14 protein-coding genes are annotated in these 14,919 nt (G+C 67.7%); 13 read left to right on the top strand and 1 reads right to left on the bottom strand.

Going from position 1 to position 14,919, the window contains the following annotated elements; all coding sequences use genetic code 11:
• From ACTIEY_RS04300 to queC, 11 genes are all read left to right on the top strand, one after another.
• Positions 1–663: a flagellar hook assembly protein FlgD gene (locus ACTIEY_RS04300; RefSeq protein WP_439517850.1), complete on the top strand. Its 663-nt coding sequence runs from the start codon at positions 1–3 to the stop codon at positions 661–663.
• A gap of 53 nt (positions 664–716) precedes the next feature.
• Complete coding sequence (flgE, locus tag ACTIEY_RS04295; RefSeq protein ID WP_439517849.1) at positions 717–1,940, top strand: flagellar hook protein FlgE; 1,224 nt, start codon at positions 717–719, stop codon at positions 1,938–1,940.
• Positions 1,941–1,975: 35 nt separating this feature from the next.
• The gene (gene flgF, locus ACTIEY_RS04290) at positions 1,976–2,713 is read left to right on the top strand and encodes a flagellar basal-body rod protein FlgF (RefSeq protein WP_439517848.1); all 738 of its coding nucleotides are present in this window, start codon (positions 1,976–1,978) and stop codon (positions 2,711–2,713) included.
• Positions 2,714–2,729: 16 nt separating this feature from the next.
• Complete coding sequence (gene flgG, locus ACTIEY_RS04285; protein ID WP_439517847.1) at positions 2,730–3,512, top strand: flagellar basal-body rod protein FlgG; 783 nt, start codon at positions 2,730–2,732, stop codon at positions 3,510–3,512.
• A gap of 9 nt (positions 3,513–3,521) precedes the next feature.
• Positions 3,522–4,214, top strand: coding sequence for a flagellar basal body L-ring protein FlgH (locus tag ACTIEY_RS04280; RefSeq protein ID WP_439517846.1), 693 nt, complete (start codon positions 3,522–3,524; stop codon positions 4,212–4,214).
• A 46-nt stretch (positions 4,215–4,260) separates the two neighbouring features.
• Complete coding sequence (locus tag ACTIEY_RS04275) at positions 4,261–5,385, top strand: flagellar basal body P-ring protein FlgI (RefSeq protein WP_439517845.1); 1,125 nt, start codon at positions 4,261–4,263, stop codon at positions 5,383–5,385.
• Between the two features lie 145 nt (positions 5,386–5,530).
• A complete protein-coding gene (gene flgJ, locus ACTIEY_RS04270; RefSeq protein ID WP_439517844.1) occupies positions 5,531–6,382 on the top strand; it encodes a flagellar assembly peptidoglycan hydrolase FlgJ in 852 nt (283 codons plus the stop codon).
• A gap of 15 nt (positions 6,383–6,397) precedes the next feature.
• A complete protein-coding gene (flgK, locus tag ACTIEY_RS04265) occupies positions 6,398–8,311 on the top strand; it encodes a flagellar hook-associated protein FlgK (protein ID WP_439517843.1) in 1,914 nt (637 codons plus the stop codon).
• 11 nt (positions 8,312–8,322) lie between these two features.
• A complete protein-coding gene (flgL, locus tag ACTIEY_RS04260) occupies positions 8,323–9,537 on the top strand; it encodes a flagellar hook-associated protein FlgL (RefSeq protein ID WP_439517842.1) in 1,215 nt (404 codons plus the stop codon).
• Positions 9,538–9,553: 16 nt separating this feature from the next.
• Positions 9,554–10,753, top strand: coding sequence for an HDOD domain-containing protein (locus ACTIEY_RS04255; protein WP_439517841.1), 1,200 nt, complete (start codon positions 9,554–9,556; stop codon positions 10,751–10,753).
• A gap of 130 nt (positions 10,754–10,883) precedes the next feature.
• The gene (queC, locus tag ACTIEY_RS04250; RefSeq protein ID WP_439517840.1) at positions 10,884–11,627 is read left to right on the top strand and encodes a 7-cyano-7-deazaguanine synthase QueC; all 744 of its coding nucleotides are present in this window, start codon (positions 10,884–10,886) and stop codon (positions 11,625–11,627) included.
• Between the two features lie 2 nt (positions 11,628–11,629).
• On the opposite strand, the gene ACTIEY_RS04245 is transcribed toward queC, so the two are convergent.
• On the bottom strand, positions 11,630–12,553 hold the full coding sequence (locus ACTIEY_RS04245) for a LysR family transcriptional regulator (protein WP_439517839.1): 924 nt from the start codon (positions 12,551–12,553) through the stop codon (positions 11,630–11,632).
• Between the two features lie 103 nt (positions 12,554–12,656).
• Here ACTIEY_RS04245 and ACTIEY_RS04240 point away from each other — a divergent pair, with 103 nt between their 5' ends.
• Both ACTIEY_RS04240 and ACTIEY_RS04235 read left to right on the top strand, forming a co-directional pair.
• The gene (locus ACTIEY_RS04240) at positions 12,657–13,643 is read left to right on the top strand and encodes a Bug family tripartite tricarboxylate transporter substrate binding protein (RefSeq protein WP_439517838.1); all 987 of its coding nucleotides are present in this window, start codon (positions 12,657–12,659) and stop codon (positions 13,641–13,643) included.
• Positions 13,640–14,911 carry an FAD-dependent oxidoreductase gene (locus ACTIEY_RS04235; RefSeq protein WP_439517837.1) on the top strand — a complete coding sequence of 424 codons (1,272 nt, stop codon included), beginning with the start codon at positions 13,640–13,642 and terminating at the stop codon, positions 14,909–14,911. Before ACTIEY_RS04240 ends, ACTIEY_RS04235 begins: the two co-directional genes overlap by 4 nt.
• Positions 14,912–14,919 lie beyond the last annotated feature (8 nt).

The raw sequence follows: 14,919 nt of genomic DNA, 5'->3' as shown, positions 1-14,919 counted from the left end.
ATGTTCATCCAGCCACTCGACCTCACCACGCTCGGCACCACGCCGGGCAACACCACCGGCACGACCGCGAAGAACAACATGGATCCGGCGGCCTCACAGGACCGGTTCCTCAAGCTGCTGGTGGCGCAGCTGAACAACCAGGATCCGTTGAATCCGATGGACAACGCGCAGATGACGACCCAGATGGCGCAGATCAACACGGTCAGCGGCATCCAGGAACTCAATGCCACGCTCAAGGGCATGGCCACGCAGTTCTCCTCGCTCACGCAGTTGCAGGGCACGTCCCTCATCGGCCGCGAAGCGCTGCTGCCCGGTTCCACGCTGACGTTCAAGGGCGACACCGCCAAGGCCGCGTTCTCGCTCGATGCCAAGGCCACCGATGTGCGCGTGGACATCATGGGCACCAACGGCGAGGTCATCGACACGCTGCAGATGGGTGCCATGAACGCCGGCCTGCACGGTTTCGACTGGAACGCCGCCGGCATCGATCCCGCTACCGTCAAGGGCTTCCAGGTTCGTGCCCTCAATGGCACGCAGTCGGTCAGTGCGCTGGCGCTGCAACGCCTGTCCGTCGACTCCGTGAGCTTCGCCTCCGGCTCCATCCAGATGCTGCTGCAGGACGGCAGCTCACGCACCTACGACCAGGTTCTCGCGTTCATGTGAGCCCCTGAACCCCTTCCGCATCCACACCCCATTCCCCCCTCAAGGACATCACCATGGCATTCCAGCAAGGTCTCTCCGGTCTGAACAGCGCCAGCCGCAACCTCGACGTGATCGGCCACAACATCGCCAACGCCAACACGGTGGGCATGAAGACTTCTCGCGCCGAGTTCGCCGAGCTCTATGCGAGCTCGGTGAATGCCGCGGGCGGCAGCAACAAGGGCATCGGCGTCACGGTGGCCACGGTCTCGCAACTCTTCACGCAGGGCAACATCACCGTCACGGGCAACGACCTCGACCTGGCCATCAACGGCAACGGCTTCTTTGAAGTCACCCAGCCCAACGGCACGCTGGCCTACACGCGCGCCGGCATGTTCAAGCTCGATCCCGACGGCAACATCATCAACCAGCAGGGCGGCCAGCTCATGGGCTACCCCACCGACGCCGCCGGCAACCGCCTGAGCTTCGACAGCCAGCCGCTCACGTTGCCCACCGGCGCCCCGATCCCGGCGCGCCAGACCGGCAACATCATGGCCGAGTTCAACCTGGATGCCCGCGCGCCCATCGCGTCCAGCGTCACGCCGCCCACGCCCATCACCACCTACGGCACATCCATCGTGGCGTACGACCCGCAGGGCATGGAAGTGCCCGTGGGCCTGGCCTTTTCCAAGACGGCGAACAACACCTGGGAGGTGTACACCAGCGTGAACGGCGGCGCACCCACCGCCTTCGTGCCGCCGCTCGAACTCAACTTCAACGCCGATGGATCGATCGATCCTGCCTCCATCACGCCGTTGCCCACCATCACCCTGGCCTCGCCCAACGACCCGGCGGTCACGTTCCCGGTCACGCTCGATCTGCGCAACGCCAGCCAGTTCGGCACCAGCTTCGCCATCCACAACCTCGACCAGGACGGCTACTACCCCGGCGAGTTCGTGAGCCTCACCATCGACGAGACCGGCGTGGTCACCGGCAGCTATTCCAACGGCGAAACCCGCGCTGCCGGCCAGGTGGCGCTGGTCAACTTCCGCAACACGCAGGGCCTTTCGCCCTCCAGTGGCGGCAACTGGACGGCCACCTTCGCTTCCGGTGAGCCCGTGCGCGGTGAGCCCGGCTCGGGCAACTTCGGCGGCATCCGGGCCGGCGCCCTGGAAGACTCCAACGTCGACCTCACCGGCGAGCTGGTGAACATGATGACCGCGCAGCGCGCTTACCAGGCCAACGCACAGACCATCAAGACGCAGGATCAGGTCCTCAGCACCTTGCTGAACATGCGTTGATGAACGCCTGATCTGACGACTTCAAGGAGCCCCGCATGGACCGCATGATCTACACCGCGATGACCGGCGCCAACGCCGCGCAGCATCGCCAGCAGGTGTTGTCCAACAACCTGGCCAACGCTTCCACGCCGGGCTTCCGGGCCGAACTCTCCACCTTTCGCGCCGTGCCGGTGCGCGGCGATGGCGCGACCACCCGCGTGTTCGCACTCGAAGCCACGGCTGGCCACTCCAACCTGCCGGGCGCGGTCAGCGAGACCGGGCGCAACCTGGATGTGGCAGCGCAGGGCAACGCCTACTTTGCCGTGCAGGCCTTCGACGGCACCGAGGCCTACACCCGCGCTGGTGCCCTTGAAGTGAATACCGATGGCACGCTGGTGAACCCGCAGGGCATGCCCATGCTGGGGGACGGCGGCCCCATCGTGATTCCCGAAGGCGCGCGTGTGGACATTGCCACCGACGGCACCGTGAGCACCCGGGTGGGCGAAGAGCCACCGCAGACCGTGGGGCGCATCAAGATGGTGGTGCCCGACGAGGACAACCCGCTCAGGCGCGGTGCCGACGGCCTGTTTCGTGGCCTGGAGGGCGACCCGCTCCCCGCCAGCGACGTGGCCCGCCTGCAGGACGGTGCCATCGAAGGCTCCAACGTGAATCCCATGGAAGCCATGATCGGCATGATCGCCGTCGCCCGCCAGTTCGAGGTGCAGATGAAGATGCTGCAGAACGGCGAAACGAATGACAAGACCGCCAGCCAGCTCCTCAGCATGAACGGCTGAACAAGGAAGAAACACCATGATCAACTCCCTGATGATTTCCAAGACCGGCATGCAGGCGCAGCAGATGCAGCTGGATGTGATTTCCAACAACCTGGCCAACGTCTCCACCACCGGTTTCAAGCGCGCATCCGCCGTGTTCGAGGACCTCATGTACCAGAACCTGCGCCAGGTGGGTGCCAATTCCGCCGAGCAGGCCGAGCTGCCCACGGGCCTGCAGGTGGGCCTGGGCGTGCGCACCGTGGCCACCACGCGCAACTTCAGCCAGGGCAGCATGCAGCAGTCCGACAACCCGCTGGACTTGGCCATCAACGGCAACGGCTTCTTCCAGGTGGAAATGCCCGACGGCACCACGGCCTACACACGCGATGGCGGTTTCAAGCCCGACGCGCAGGGCCGCATCGTTACCTCCAGCGGCTACCCGCTCACCGCCGGCATCACCGTGCCGGCCGAGGCGCAGAGCATCACGGTCTCCAGCGATGGCGTGGTCACCATCAAGATGCCGGGCAACGCTGCGCCGCAGCAGGTGGGCGTGATCGAACTGGCCAGCTTCATCAACCCGGCCGGTCTTGAGCCCATGGGTCAGAACCTGTATGCCGAGAGCCTGGCCTCGGGCAACCCCATCAACGGTGCACCCGGTTCGGCCGGCATGGGCACGCTCATGCAGGGCTTCGTCGAGACCTCCAACGTCAACGTCGTGCAGGAGCTGGTGACCATGATCCAGACGCAGCGTGCGTACGAGATGAATTCAAAAGCCATTCAAACGTCGGATCAGATGCTGCAACGCCTGAGCCAACTCTGAGGATTCGCCATGCGCATCGCCTTCACCCTGCTGCTCGCCTTGCTCGCCACCGGTTGCGAAACGCTGCAGCGCACGCCCCAGGTCGACGTGGTGCCGGCCGCGCCGGTGCGTTATGCGCAGGCACCGGCCCTGGCCGCGCCGGCCACCACGGTGTCGCCCAGCGGTGGCCTGTTCCAGGCCGCGAGCTACCGGCCCGCGTTCGAGGATCCGCGCGCCCGGCTGCCGGGCGACACCCTCACCATCCAGATCACCGAGCGCATCAACGCCAGCCAGAGTTCGTCGGCTTCGATCGATCGTTCGGGCGAGGCCTCGGCCGGCGTGTCGGCCATCCCCTTCATCAGCCCAGGCAGTTCGTTGCTCGGCAAGCTGGATGTGGGCGCCAATTCATCGAACAAGTTCTCGGGCGACGGCAGCACGCAGAGCGCCAACACGTTCTCGGGCTCCATCACCACCACGGTGCAGGAAGTGCTGCCCAACGGCCACCTGCTGGTGGTGGGGGAAAAGCAGATCGGCGTGAACCAGAACGTGGACGTGCTGCGCTTCTCCGGCACGGTCGATCCGAAACAGATCCGACCCGGCAACGTGGTCGCGTCCACGCAGGTGGCGAACGCGCGCATCGAGTCGCGCGGGCGCGGTGCTCAGGGCGAAGCGCTTTCAATTGGCTGGCTGGCACGGTTCTTTTTGACGGTTCTGCCGTTCTGACACGCCACCACAATGGACCACGGACTGTCCTCATAGGAACCTCGCGGTGAAATCCCTCTTTATCTTCTTGCGCACGCTGACCCTGGCCCTGCTTCCCGTGGCCGTGGCGCTGCCGGCGGCTGCGCAGGCGATCCGCGTGAAGGAAATCGCGTCGGTGCAGGGCGTGCGCTCCAACCAGCTCACGGGCTATGGCCTGGTGGTGGGGCTGGACGGCACGGGCGACCAGACCACCCAGATGCCCTACACCGCGCAGAGCCTGAACAACTACCTGCAGCAGCTCGGCCTGTCGCTGCCGCCCGGGGCCAACATGCAGTTGAAGAACGTGGCGGCGGTCATGGTGACCGCGCAGCTCCCCGCCTTCGCGCAGCCTGGCCAGACGATCGATGTCACCGTGTCCTCCATCGGCAACGCCAAGTCGTTGCGCGGCGGCACGCTCATCACCACGCCGCTCAAGGGCGCCGACGGCGAGATCTACGCGCTGGCCCAGGGCAACCTGCTGGTCGGTGGTGCGGGCGCGTCGGCCGGTGGCAGCAAGGTGCAGATCAACCACCTGAGCGCAGGGCGCGTGCCCGGTGGTGCCCAGGTGGAGCGCGCCGTGGCCACGCCGTTCGCGCTGGGCGAGACGATCGATCTCGGCCTGAGCTCCAACGATTTCCAGACCGCCAGCCGTGTGACCGACGCCATCAACAAGGCCATGGGTGCCGGCGTGGCCAGCGCCGTGGATGGCCGCGTCATCCGCCTGCGCGCGCCGGCCGATGCATCCGCCCGCGTCGGTTTCCTGGCGCGCGTGGAAGAGGTTCGCCTGGATGCGGCGGTGCCCATGGCGCGCGTGATCATCAATTCGCGCACCGGCTCCATCGTCATGAACCAGGCCGTCACGCTCAGCGCCTGTGCGGTGTCGCACGGCAACCTGTCGGTGAGCATCAGTTCCACGCCGGTCATCAGCCAGCCCAATCCGCTGTCGGTGGGTGGGCAGACGGTGGTGGCCGAGAAGGCCAACATCCAGATCAGCCAGGACAAGGGGTCGCTCATCCAGATCGACGCCGCGCCGCAACTCGCCGACGTGGTGCGCGCCCTCAATTCGCTGGGCGCCACCCCCCAGGATCTGCTCGCCATCCTGCAGGCCATCAAGGCTTCCGGCGCCATGAACGCCGAACTCGAGGTGATTTGATGTTGTACGGAGCACTGGTTCAGACTGACCAACGTGTGGGCGAAGGCTTCGACAGGCTCAGCCCGAACGGAAATCTTCTCGCTCGCTTGCTCCAGTCTCCGTTCGGCCTGAGCCTGTCGAAGGCTTTGCGCGGGATCAAGCTGCCATGAACGCCAACGCCCTCAAGCCCACCGGCCTCGCCGCCGACCCGACAGCGCTGAACGCGCTGCGCTACGGCTCGGGCAAGGGCAACGACAAGGCCGCGCTGAAGGAAGCCGCCAAACAGTTCGAATCGCTGTTCATGCGCGAGCTGATCAAGAGCATGCGCGAGGCGACGCAGAAGTCGGGCCTGATGGACGGCGAGGGCAGCGACATGGGGACCGACCTGCTGGACCAGCAGTTCTCGGTACAGCTCTCCGGCCTGCCCGGTGGCCTGTCCGAAGCCATCGAACGCCAGCTCGCCCGCCAGATGAAGGGTGTCGACGCCTCCAGCGCGCTGCCGGAATCGGGCGAGACCAGCACCGTGGGCCGCGCCAGCGTGGGCCCGCGGCAGGCGGGCTTTGTCGACCAGCATGGAGCGGCGGCAGCAGAAGTGGCGCGTGAGTCGGGCATTCCCGCCAGCTTCATGATCGGCCAGGCCGGCCACGAGACCGGCTGGGGCCGCAGCGAGATCCGTCACGCCGACGGGACGCCTTCGCACAACCTGTTCGGCATCAAGGCCACGGGCAACTGGAAGGGCAAGGTCGCCGAGATCACGACCACCGAGTACATCGACGGCGAGCCGCGCAAGGTCACCGCGAAGTTCCGCGCCTACGACTCGTACGCCGATTCCTTCCGCGACTACGCCCAGCTCATCAGCCAGAGCCCGCGCTATGGCCAGGTCATGGAGCAACTGGGCTCGGTGCAGGGCTTCGCCACCGGCCTGCAGAAGGCCGGCTACGCCACCGATCCGCAGTACGCCGCCAAGCTGAGCCGCGCCATCAACACCACCCTGAGCCTGCAAAGAGCGCAGGGATAACGAGGCCAGTCCCGCATGTCTTCCCTGAACATCGCCACACGCGCGCTCACCAACAACCTCGCCGCCCTTCAGGTCATCGGCCACAACATCGCCAACGTCAACACCGCGGGCTATTCGCGCCAGAACATCGAGCTCACGTCCTCTGGCTACCAGAAGATGGGCAATGGCTACTTCGGCAAGGGCATGGACATCTCCACCGTGGAGCGCGCCCACAACGAGTTCCTGACCCGGGAAGCGCGCACCACCGGCGCGGTGGCCGCGTCCGATGCCCTGCGCCTGGCGCGTCTGGAGCAGCTCGAGGCCGCCTTTCCCACGGGCACCTCCGGCCTGGGCGCGGCCATGAACGACATGCTCAACGCCTGGAGCGATGTGTCGTCTTCGCCGGGCAACCTCACCGCGCGGGTGGTCACCATCGCGCGGGCTGAAGAATTCGCCTCCCGCCTGCGCAACACGGCCGGCACGCTGGATGCGCTCGCCGCCACCACGCAACAGCAGGTCCATGGCACGGTGACCTCCGTCAACACCATGGCCAAGGAGCTGGCGACGATCAACAAGCGCCTCACCGAGGCGGGCAGCCAGACCCACGCCCCCAACGATCTGCTGGACCAGCGCGATCAACTGCTGCGCGAAATGGGCAAGAAGGTGCAGATCAGCACCGTGGAAGCCAGCAACGGCACCGTGAGCGTGTTCGTGGCCGGCAGCCAGCCGCTGGTGCTGGGACAGACCGCGAACGAGCTGGCCGTCGCCCGCGATCCCGCCGACCCGTCGCGCATCGGCATTGCCTTCGTGCAGGGCGGCGCCTCGACGCCCATGGACAACGCCACCCTGGGAGGCGGCGAGCTGTCCGGGCTCATGAAATTCCTCAACGACGACCTGGTGGACGTGCAGAACCTGCTGGGCCGCATGGCCCTGGCCACGGCCAGCACCGTCAACGCCCAGCACACGCTAGGTGTGGACCTGCAGGGCAACCCGGGCCAGAACTTCTTCGTGCCGCCGGCAACCGCGCTGGGCAAGGCCGCAGCGGGCAACACCGGTACCGGTGCCGTGAGCGCCAGCGTGAGCAACCCGGCGGCCTTGATCGCATCGGATTACGAAGTCCGTTTCGAGGCGGCGGGCATCAGCGTTGTGCGCCTCTCCGATGGCAACGTCACCTCGGTTCCCGCGCTGCCCACGGAGGTGGACGGCCTCACCTTCAACCTGGACACCGCGGGCGCCGTGCCCGGAGACAGCTTCAAGGTGCGGCCTTTCGAGGCCGCGGCGCGCGACCTTCAGCTGGCCATCGGATCGCCCGACCGGCTGGCCGCCTCCAGCCCCGTGCTGGTGACACCCGGCACCGGAAACAACACCGGCCTGAGCGTGGAAAGCCTCTACGCCAGCAGCGCCTCGGCCAACCTCACCGATCCGGTGACGATCACCTTCCTCGCCAACGGCACCTTCACGGCCACGGGCCTGGGCCCGGGAAATCCTGCGCCCGACAACCCCGGCCCGCCGGCCAGCTACAACTTCACGCCCGGCGAGCCGATGGTGTTCAACGGCTGGAGCCTCACCCTGCGCGGCAGCCCCACCGCTGGCGACAGCTTCAGTGTGGGTGCGGCGCCACCGGGTTCGACCACGCAGAACGCCGGCAACGCCACCGCCATGCTCGCGCTGCGCGACCGCGCCACCTTTGAGGGCGTGCCACTGGCCGACGGCTACGTGAGCCTGTTCTCGGACGTGGGCACGCGCGTGCAGAGTGCCCAGTTCGCCGCCGAGTTCTCTGGCCAGGTGGCCACCACCGCCGAGACGGCGCGCGCCAATGTGGCGGGCGTGAACCTGGATGAAGAGGCCGCGCGCCTGCTGCAGTACCAGCAGGCCTACCAGGCGGCGGCGAAATTCCTCCAGGTGGCGCAGAGCACCTTCGACAGCCTGCTGCAGACGATTGGTCGATAAGGAACACCACCATGCGAGTCTCCACCGCCAATGCCTACGACAACACCATCTCGCTGCTCACGCGGCGCCAGGCCGAACTCTCCAAGCTGCAGGAAAACCTGACCACCGGCAAGCGCGTGATGCGGCCCAGCGACGATCCCGTGGCCGCAACGCTGGCCGAGACCGCGGCCAACCGCCTTTCGCGCACGCAGGCCGACCTGCGCGCGCTCGATGCCTCCACCACCAGCCTGCAGCAGGCCGAAAGCGGACTGGCCGAGTCCAGCGAACTGATCATCAAGGTGCGCGACCTGCTCGTCTCCGCCGGCAATGCCACCTTCACCGGCAGCGAACGTGAAGACGTGGCCCGGCAGCTCGAAGGCCTGCGAGAACAACTCATCGCCGTGGCCAACCGCAAGGACAGCGCGGGCCGCACCCTCTATGGCGGTCTCGGCGGCGCCGCCACCCCGTTTGTGGACCTGTACGGCCCCAGCGGTGCGGGTGTGCAGTTCCAGGGTCAGCGCGGCCAGGCGGCGGCCGGTGCCGCGTCGCTGCCGCAAGCCTTCGATGGCGAGGCCATCTGGATGCGCGTGCCGCAGGGCAACGGCACCTTCACCATTGGGCTGGATCCGGCCAACACCGGCGGCATGAGCACCGACATGGGCCAGGTGGCCGATCCCACCCTGCTCACCGGTGACGCCTACCGCATCGACATCGCCGACGTGGCCGGCACGCTCCAGTACACCGTCACCAACACCACCACGGGCACACCGGTGGCCGGTCACACCGGGGTTCCCTATGTGGCCGGTGGCACCATCAGTTTCGACGGCCTGTCGCTGCAGATGCGCGGCACGCCTGCCGCTGGCGACCGCATCGACGTCGCTCCGGCCAGCGGACCTACCGACCTCTTCCAGGTGGTGCAGGACGCCGTGAATGCGCTGCGCAGCCCCTCCGCCGGCAACAGCGCCGCGCTGTCGCAAGGCCTCGCACGCGCCATGACCGAACTCGACGCCGGGCACGACCGCGTGTTGATGGCGCGCGGTCGCGCTGGCGAATGGCTCAACCGCTCCGATTCGCTGGGCGGCCTCATGGAGGACCGAAGCCTCGACCTCAAGACCGAGAAGGCGAGGCTGGAAGAGATGGACATGGTCCAGGGGCTCTCCGACTTCAAGTCGATGGAAGTGGGTCTGGAGGCTGCCATCAAGTCGTATGCGCAGGTGCAGCGCCTGTCGCTGTTCTCGGTGATCTGATGAAGGCACGCGCCTCATGCTGAGTCACACCGTCCTGGACAGCGTCGCGCTGGGTTACGAACCGGTCTGGAACCGGGGCCGCGAACTCGCGGCTGTTCGCCTGGGCGTGCGCGCGGTGCATCCGGAGTCGGTCGACGCCACGCACCTCATGCAGGCGCTGGGTGACGACTGGCCGGCGAGCGCCCCGGTGCTCATCCTTGCCGTGGAAAGCCCGAAGCTGCTGCAGCAGGCCATGGTCTGCCCGCCGGTGCACAACACGTGGCTGGAAGTGCCCGGCACCTGGTACGAAGATCCGGAGACGCTCGCCCGTCTTTCCGCGGCCGGCAAGCGAGGCCACCGGCTGCTGCGCCACACCGACCTGGAATCGGTCCAGGGGCAGGCCGTGGCCAGCGTGGACACGCGCAACCTGCTGCGTCTGGGTGCCGAATCGGCGCCACCGGCGGGCCTGAGCGGCCAGCTGGTCGAGGGCGTCACCAGCGCCACGCTGGCGCGCCAGTGCCTGGACCAGGCCGGTGCATGGGGCGTGCTGGGCTGGCCCGACAACGACGTGCTGTACGCGCACCGCCACCAGCCCCTGAACTACGACGGCGACGTGATCCGGCAGGTGCTGCGCGCCACCGAAGACGAAGACGGCTCGCTCGAACACCTGGAGCGGCTGGTGCGCCAGGACCCGGTGCTGGTCTACCGCATCCTGCTGCTCGTCAATTCCGCCGCCTACGGGCTGCGTCATGAAATCGCGTCGCTGCGCCACGCGCTGATGATGCTGGGCTTTCGCGAACTCGGCCGCTGGCTCGTGGAGCAGTTGCCCGGCAGCGAACCCGACCGCGACCTGCACCCCGTGCGCTACGCCATGGTGATGCGCTCGCGCCTGGCCCAGCACCTGCTGGCCACCGGGTCCGACGACAACCTGCGTGGCGAGGTCTACACCACCGCGCTGCTGGCCCAGCTGGACCGACTGCTGCACCAGCCGCTGGGCGATCTTCTGCACCGCCTGCCGCTGGCCGGGCGCGTGTTCGATGCCCTGCTGCGCCACGACGGGCCGTACCACCCGCTGCTCGACGTGGCGCGCGCGCTGGGCGAACCGGGTCAACTGCACCGCGTGCCCGCCATCTGCCAGCGGCACGACGTGAGCCTGGAGCACGCCAACCGCGCGCTCATCCGCATGCTGGCCACGAGCCGCGACCACGCGAGCAAGCGGTCCGAACGGATGACTTGATTTGGGCCCGCCCCCGCGCCGCGCCTGCGGCGCGTCACCCCCTCAAGGGGGCAACGCCTGCGGCCCGGCAAAGCCGGTTCCGCGGCGTTCCTGGAGAGGGCACCGCTTTCGGGGCGCTACCATTTGCCCCATGCCGCATCCCACTCCTCATCACACCAGCGCCCTGGTGCTGTTCTCTGGCGGCCAGGACTCCACCACCTGCCTGGCCCACGCCCTCTCCCGATACACCCGCGTGGAAACCATTGGTTTCGACTATGGCCAGCGCCACCATGTGGAAATGCAGGCGCGCCACGTGGTGCTGCGCGAGCTGCGCCAGCGGTTCCCGGCGTGGTCCGAGCGCCTGGGTGAGGACCACGTTCTCGATCTGGCCGTGCTCGGCAGGGTGAGCGAGACCTCGCTCACGCGCGACATGGCCTTCCGCATGGAAGAGAGCGGCCTGCCCAACACCTTCGTGCCCGGGCGCAACCTGCTCTTCATGACGCTGGCCGCGGCACTGGCCTACCGCCGCGGCATCCAGGTCATCGTCACCGGCGTGTGCGAGACCGATTTCTCCGGCTATCCCGATTGCCGCGACGACACCATGAAGGCATTGCAGGTGGCCCTGTCGCTGGGCATGGACCACCGATTCCTGATCGAGACGCCGCTGATGTGGATCGACAAGGCCGCCACATGGCGCCTGGCCCACGAGCTGGGCGAGGCGGCCAGCCTGGTGGGTGGCGGCAACGCGCTGGTCAACCTCATCGTGGAGCACACCCACACCTGCTACCTCGGCGACCGGGAGCACCGCCACGTGTGGGGATACGGCTGCGGTGGTTGTCCCGCGTGCGAGTTGCGGGCCAGGGGTTGGGCAAATTTCGCCGCGCCGGTGGTCTGAAATCAGGACGTGCGTCGACGCGGCGAAGCCACGAAACGAAGGGCTTCGATGAAGGCCTCCGTGCCGCGCGGCAGGGGTCTCAGGCGGGACCAGTAGACGTGCACCGGCACCGGCACGCTGCGTTGCAGCGGCACGGCCACCAGCCCCAGAGCGCCACAGCCGATGGCGGCGAACTCGTCGATGATGGCCACGCCCAGGCCTTCCCGGACCATGGCAATGGCGAGCTGCACCACGTGGACGTAGATGGTCACTTCCAGGTGGCAGCGGGTCTTGGCCAGCGTGGCGGCAATGAAGCGGCCATGGGGCGTTTCGGGTTCGAATGAAATGAGCGGGCGACCCTGCAGTTCCCCCGGCGCCAGGCTCTTGCGCGTGGCCAGCACATCGTCGCGTGGCAGGAGCACCATCAGGCGGCCCTTGGTGACCACCGCGCGCGCCAGGGCGGGGTCGTCCAGTTCGGCGATGGTGAGCACGCAGGCGCCGTGACCGAACCACAGGTAGTCGCGGATCCCCTTCTCGCCCAGCACGTCGCACTGGAAACGCAGGCCAGGGGACTGGCGCGACAGGCGCGAGAGCACCGCGGGCACGAGTTGCTGGCTGACGCTGGGCGACGTGCCGAAGCGAAACACCGCCTTGTCTCCGCGCACGATCGACTGGATGGATTCGATCAGCTGGCCGAAGCGGCCGTGCACGCGCTCGATTTCTTCGAAGATGCGCAGGGCCTCTTCGGTCGGGACCAGGCGCCCCCCGATGCGCTCGAACAGCTTCGTGCCCAGTTGCTCCTCGAACCGGCGCAGGGTCACGCTCAGGCCCGGCTGCGAGACAAACAGCCGCCTGGCCGCGGCGCTCAGCGTGCGCGAGATCATCAGGGTGCGAAAGACCTCGATCTGTCGCTCGCTGATCCTGCTGCGTGGGTTGGACAAGGCCATAAACAGAAGTTACCGATGGCGAAATTCAAAGTATTTGGCGTTCTATCACGATCGCCAAATACTGCGCTGGTCGACCAGACACTTCGAAGACAGGAGACCTGCCATGCAACGTCGAGAAGTCCTGCGCACCGCGATCGCTGCGGGCGCCGTTTCCCTGGGGTATCTTCCCCGTGCCATGGCGCAGGGCGGTGCCTGGCCCCAGCGACCCGTTCGCATGGTCGTGCCCTATCCGGCGGGCAGCTCGCCCGATGTGGTGGCCCGCCTGCTCGCCACGCGCGTTGAGACCGTGCTGGGGCAGCCCATCGTCATCGACAACAAGGGTGGCGCGGGCGGCACGCTGGGCACCGGGCTGGTGGCCAAGGCCGCACCCGATGACCACACCTTCGTTTTCACCACGCAGTCGCCCCTTGTCACGGCACCCCGGCTCATGAAGCAGCTCTCCTACGACCCCGTGGCCGACCTGGCACCGGTGACGCAGGTCGCCAAGGCGCCTTTCCTGCTGGTGGCCGACAGCCGTCTGGGGGTGAACAACCTCGGGGACTTTGTGCGACTGGCCCGCCGCAACAGCGGCACCTACAACTACGCCAGCACCGGCATCGGCCAGGGCACGCACCTGGCCATGGAGCTCTTCAAATCCCGTGCCGACCTCTCCATCGTGCACGTGCCGTACCAGTCCTCCCCGCAGGCCGTCACCGCCATGCTGGCCGGCCAGATCCAGGTCTCCTTCATGGTGCCCAGCGTGGCCGTGGGCCACCTGCAGGCGGGCAAGCTCGTGGCGCTGGGCATGACGTCGGCGCAACGACTCGCGTCCATGCCGGAGGTGCCGACCATCGCCGAGCAGGGCTACCCGGATTTCGAGGCGGTGGCCTGGCATGCGGTGCTGGCACCGGGACGCACGTCGCCCGCGGTGGTCGAGCGGTTCGCCACCGAGCTCAACAAGGTGATCACCTCGCCCGAATTCAAGGCGACGCTCCAGGTCCAGCACTTTGCCGCTTCGGGCACCGGCCCCGCCGAACTGGCCACCGTCATCCAGCGCGAAACCGTGATGTGGGGGAAAGTGATCCAGGCCGCTGGCATCCAGCCCGAATGAGCGCACGCCCGAGGCTGACTTACGACGTGGTGGTGGTGGGCGCGGGTGCCGGTGGCACCGCCGCCGCGATCGCCGCCGCGCGCACCGGCGCCCGCACGCTGCTGATCGAGCGGCACGCGTTCCAGGGCGGGGCGGCCACGCACTCCCAGGTGCTGGCCTATTGCGGCTTCTTCCTGTTCGGTGACAAGCCCGTGCGCATGGTGCAGGGCATCGGTCAGGAGATGCTCGACGAACTGGAACTGCTGGGTGTGCCCATCGACCCCTGGCGCGCGCGCAGCGGTGCCTGGATCGTCCTGCTCGATCCCGAGGCTACCAAGCTGGCCTTCGACCGTCTGACCGGGCGCTCCGATGTCGACGTGCTGCTGCACACCCAGCTGGCCGATGCGAGCGTGCGCGACGGCCGGGTCGAGTCGATCCGCGTGCTGGACTACCTCGGCCTGCGCGAGATCGAAGCCCGCTGCTTCGTCGACGCCAGCGGCCACGCCTGCCTGAGTGCCTTTGCCGGCGTGCCCCTCACGCAGGACGGCGCGGCGGGCGACCCGCTGCAACCCGCATCGCTGCCCTTGCGCATCGGCGGCGTGCCCCCTGGCGTGGTGGCAGACGCTGCGTTGCTGCGGCCGCTCATCCAGGCCCACAACCAGAGCGGCCTCGCACCCATTTCGCGCGAAGACGGTGGCGCCATGTTCCGCCTGCCCTTGAGCGGCAATTGCTGGTCGCTGACCATCGACCTGCGCACCGATGGGCTGAGCGGTTCCGACCTCGCGCGCGCCGAATCGCAGGCGCGAGAGGCCGCCTGGCATTTCGTGAGCCTGTTGCGGCAGATGCCCGGCTTCGAAAAGGCCAGCCTGCTGTCCACCGGCCCGCAACTCGGCATTCGCGAAAGCCGACGGCCGGCGTCGCAGCGCGACGTGACCGAGGCCGATGCGCTGGCGGGTCGGCGCGACGAGACCGGCATTGCCCGTGCCGCCTGGCCCATGGAATTCCACGAAGCACCCGGCCGCGCGAAGTGGGTGCACCTGGGCGGTGAGGGTTTCTTCGACGTGCCGCACGCCGCGCTGATGGCCCACGGACTGGACAACCTGCGACTGGCCGGACGGGTCATCGGTGCAGATCCCAGGGCCTATGCATCGGTGCGCGTCATGGGCACCGCGTTTGCGACCGGCCACGCAGCCGGGGTGTCGGCCGCACTGCAGGCCGACGGGAAGGATGGTGAAGGGCTGGTTGAACGCGTGCGCAAGGAGCTTGGCCGCCAGGGCGCCATCCTGTGAAGAACGCC

The sequence above is a fragment of the Hydrogenophaga sp. genome, from assembly GCF_051858985.1.
In the GTDB taxonomy this organism is placed as follows: domain Bacteria; phylum Pseudomonadota; class Gammaproteobacteria; order Burkholderiales; family Burkholderiaceae_C; genus Hydrogenophaga.
This window is presented reverse-complemented; position numbering and strand designations above follow the sequence as displayed.

Excerpts from the sequence above, each read along its gene's own strand:
- ACTIEY_RS04240 (WP_439517838.1), top strand. The coding sequence starts at position 12,657 with ATGCAACGTCGAGAAGTCCTGCGCACCGCGATCGCTGCGGGCGCCGTT.
- ACTIEY_RS04245 (WP_439517839.1), bottom strand. The coding sequence starts at position 12,553 with ATGGCCTTGTCCAACCCACGCAGCAGGATCAGCGAGCGACAGATCGAG.
- ACTIEY_RS04235 (WP_439517837.1), top strand. The coding sequence starts at position 13,640 with ATGAGCGCACGCCCGAGGCTGACTTACGACGTGGTGGTGGTGGGCGCG.
- flgJ (WP_439517844.1), top strand. The coding sequence starts at position 5,531 with ATGAACGCCAACGCCCTCAAGCCCACCGGCCTCGCCGCCGACCCGACA.
- flgG (WP_439517847.1), top strand. The coding sequence starts at position 2,730 with ATGATCAACTCCCTGATGATTTCCAAGACCGGCATGCAGGCGCAGCAG.
- queC (WP_439517840.1), top strand. The coding sequence starts at position 10,884 with ATGCCGCATCCCACTCCTCATCACACCAGCGCCCTGGTGCTGTTCTCT.
- flgE (WP_439517849.1), top strand. The coding sequence starts at position 717 with ATGGCATTCCAGCAAGGTCTCTCCGGTCTGAACAGCGCCAGCCGCAAC.
- ACTIEY_RS04300 (WP_439517850.1), top strand. The coding sequence starts at position 1 with ATGTTCATCCAGCCACTCGACCTCACCACGCTCGGCACCACGCCGGGC.
- ACTIEY_RS04255 (WP_439517841.1), top strand. The coding sequence starts at position 9,554 with ATGCTGAGTCACACCGTCCTGGACAGCGTCGCGCTGGGTTACGAACCG.
- flgL (WP_439517842.1), top strand. The coding sequence starts at position 8,323 with ATGCGAGTCTCCACCGCCAATGCCTACGACAACACCATCTCGCTGCTC.
- ACTIEY_RS04280 (WP_439517846.1), top strand. The coding sequence starts at position 3,522 with ATGCGCATCGCCTTCACCCTGCTGCTCGCCTTGCTCGCCACCGGTTGC.
- flgF (WP_439517848.1), top strand. The coding sequence starts at position 1,976 with ATGGACCGCATGATCTACACCGCGATGACCGGCGCCAACGCCGCGCAG.
- flgK (WP_439517843.1), top strand. The coding sequence starts at position 6,398 with ATGTCTTCCCTGAACATCGCCACACGCGCGCTCACCAACAACCTCGCC.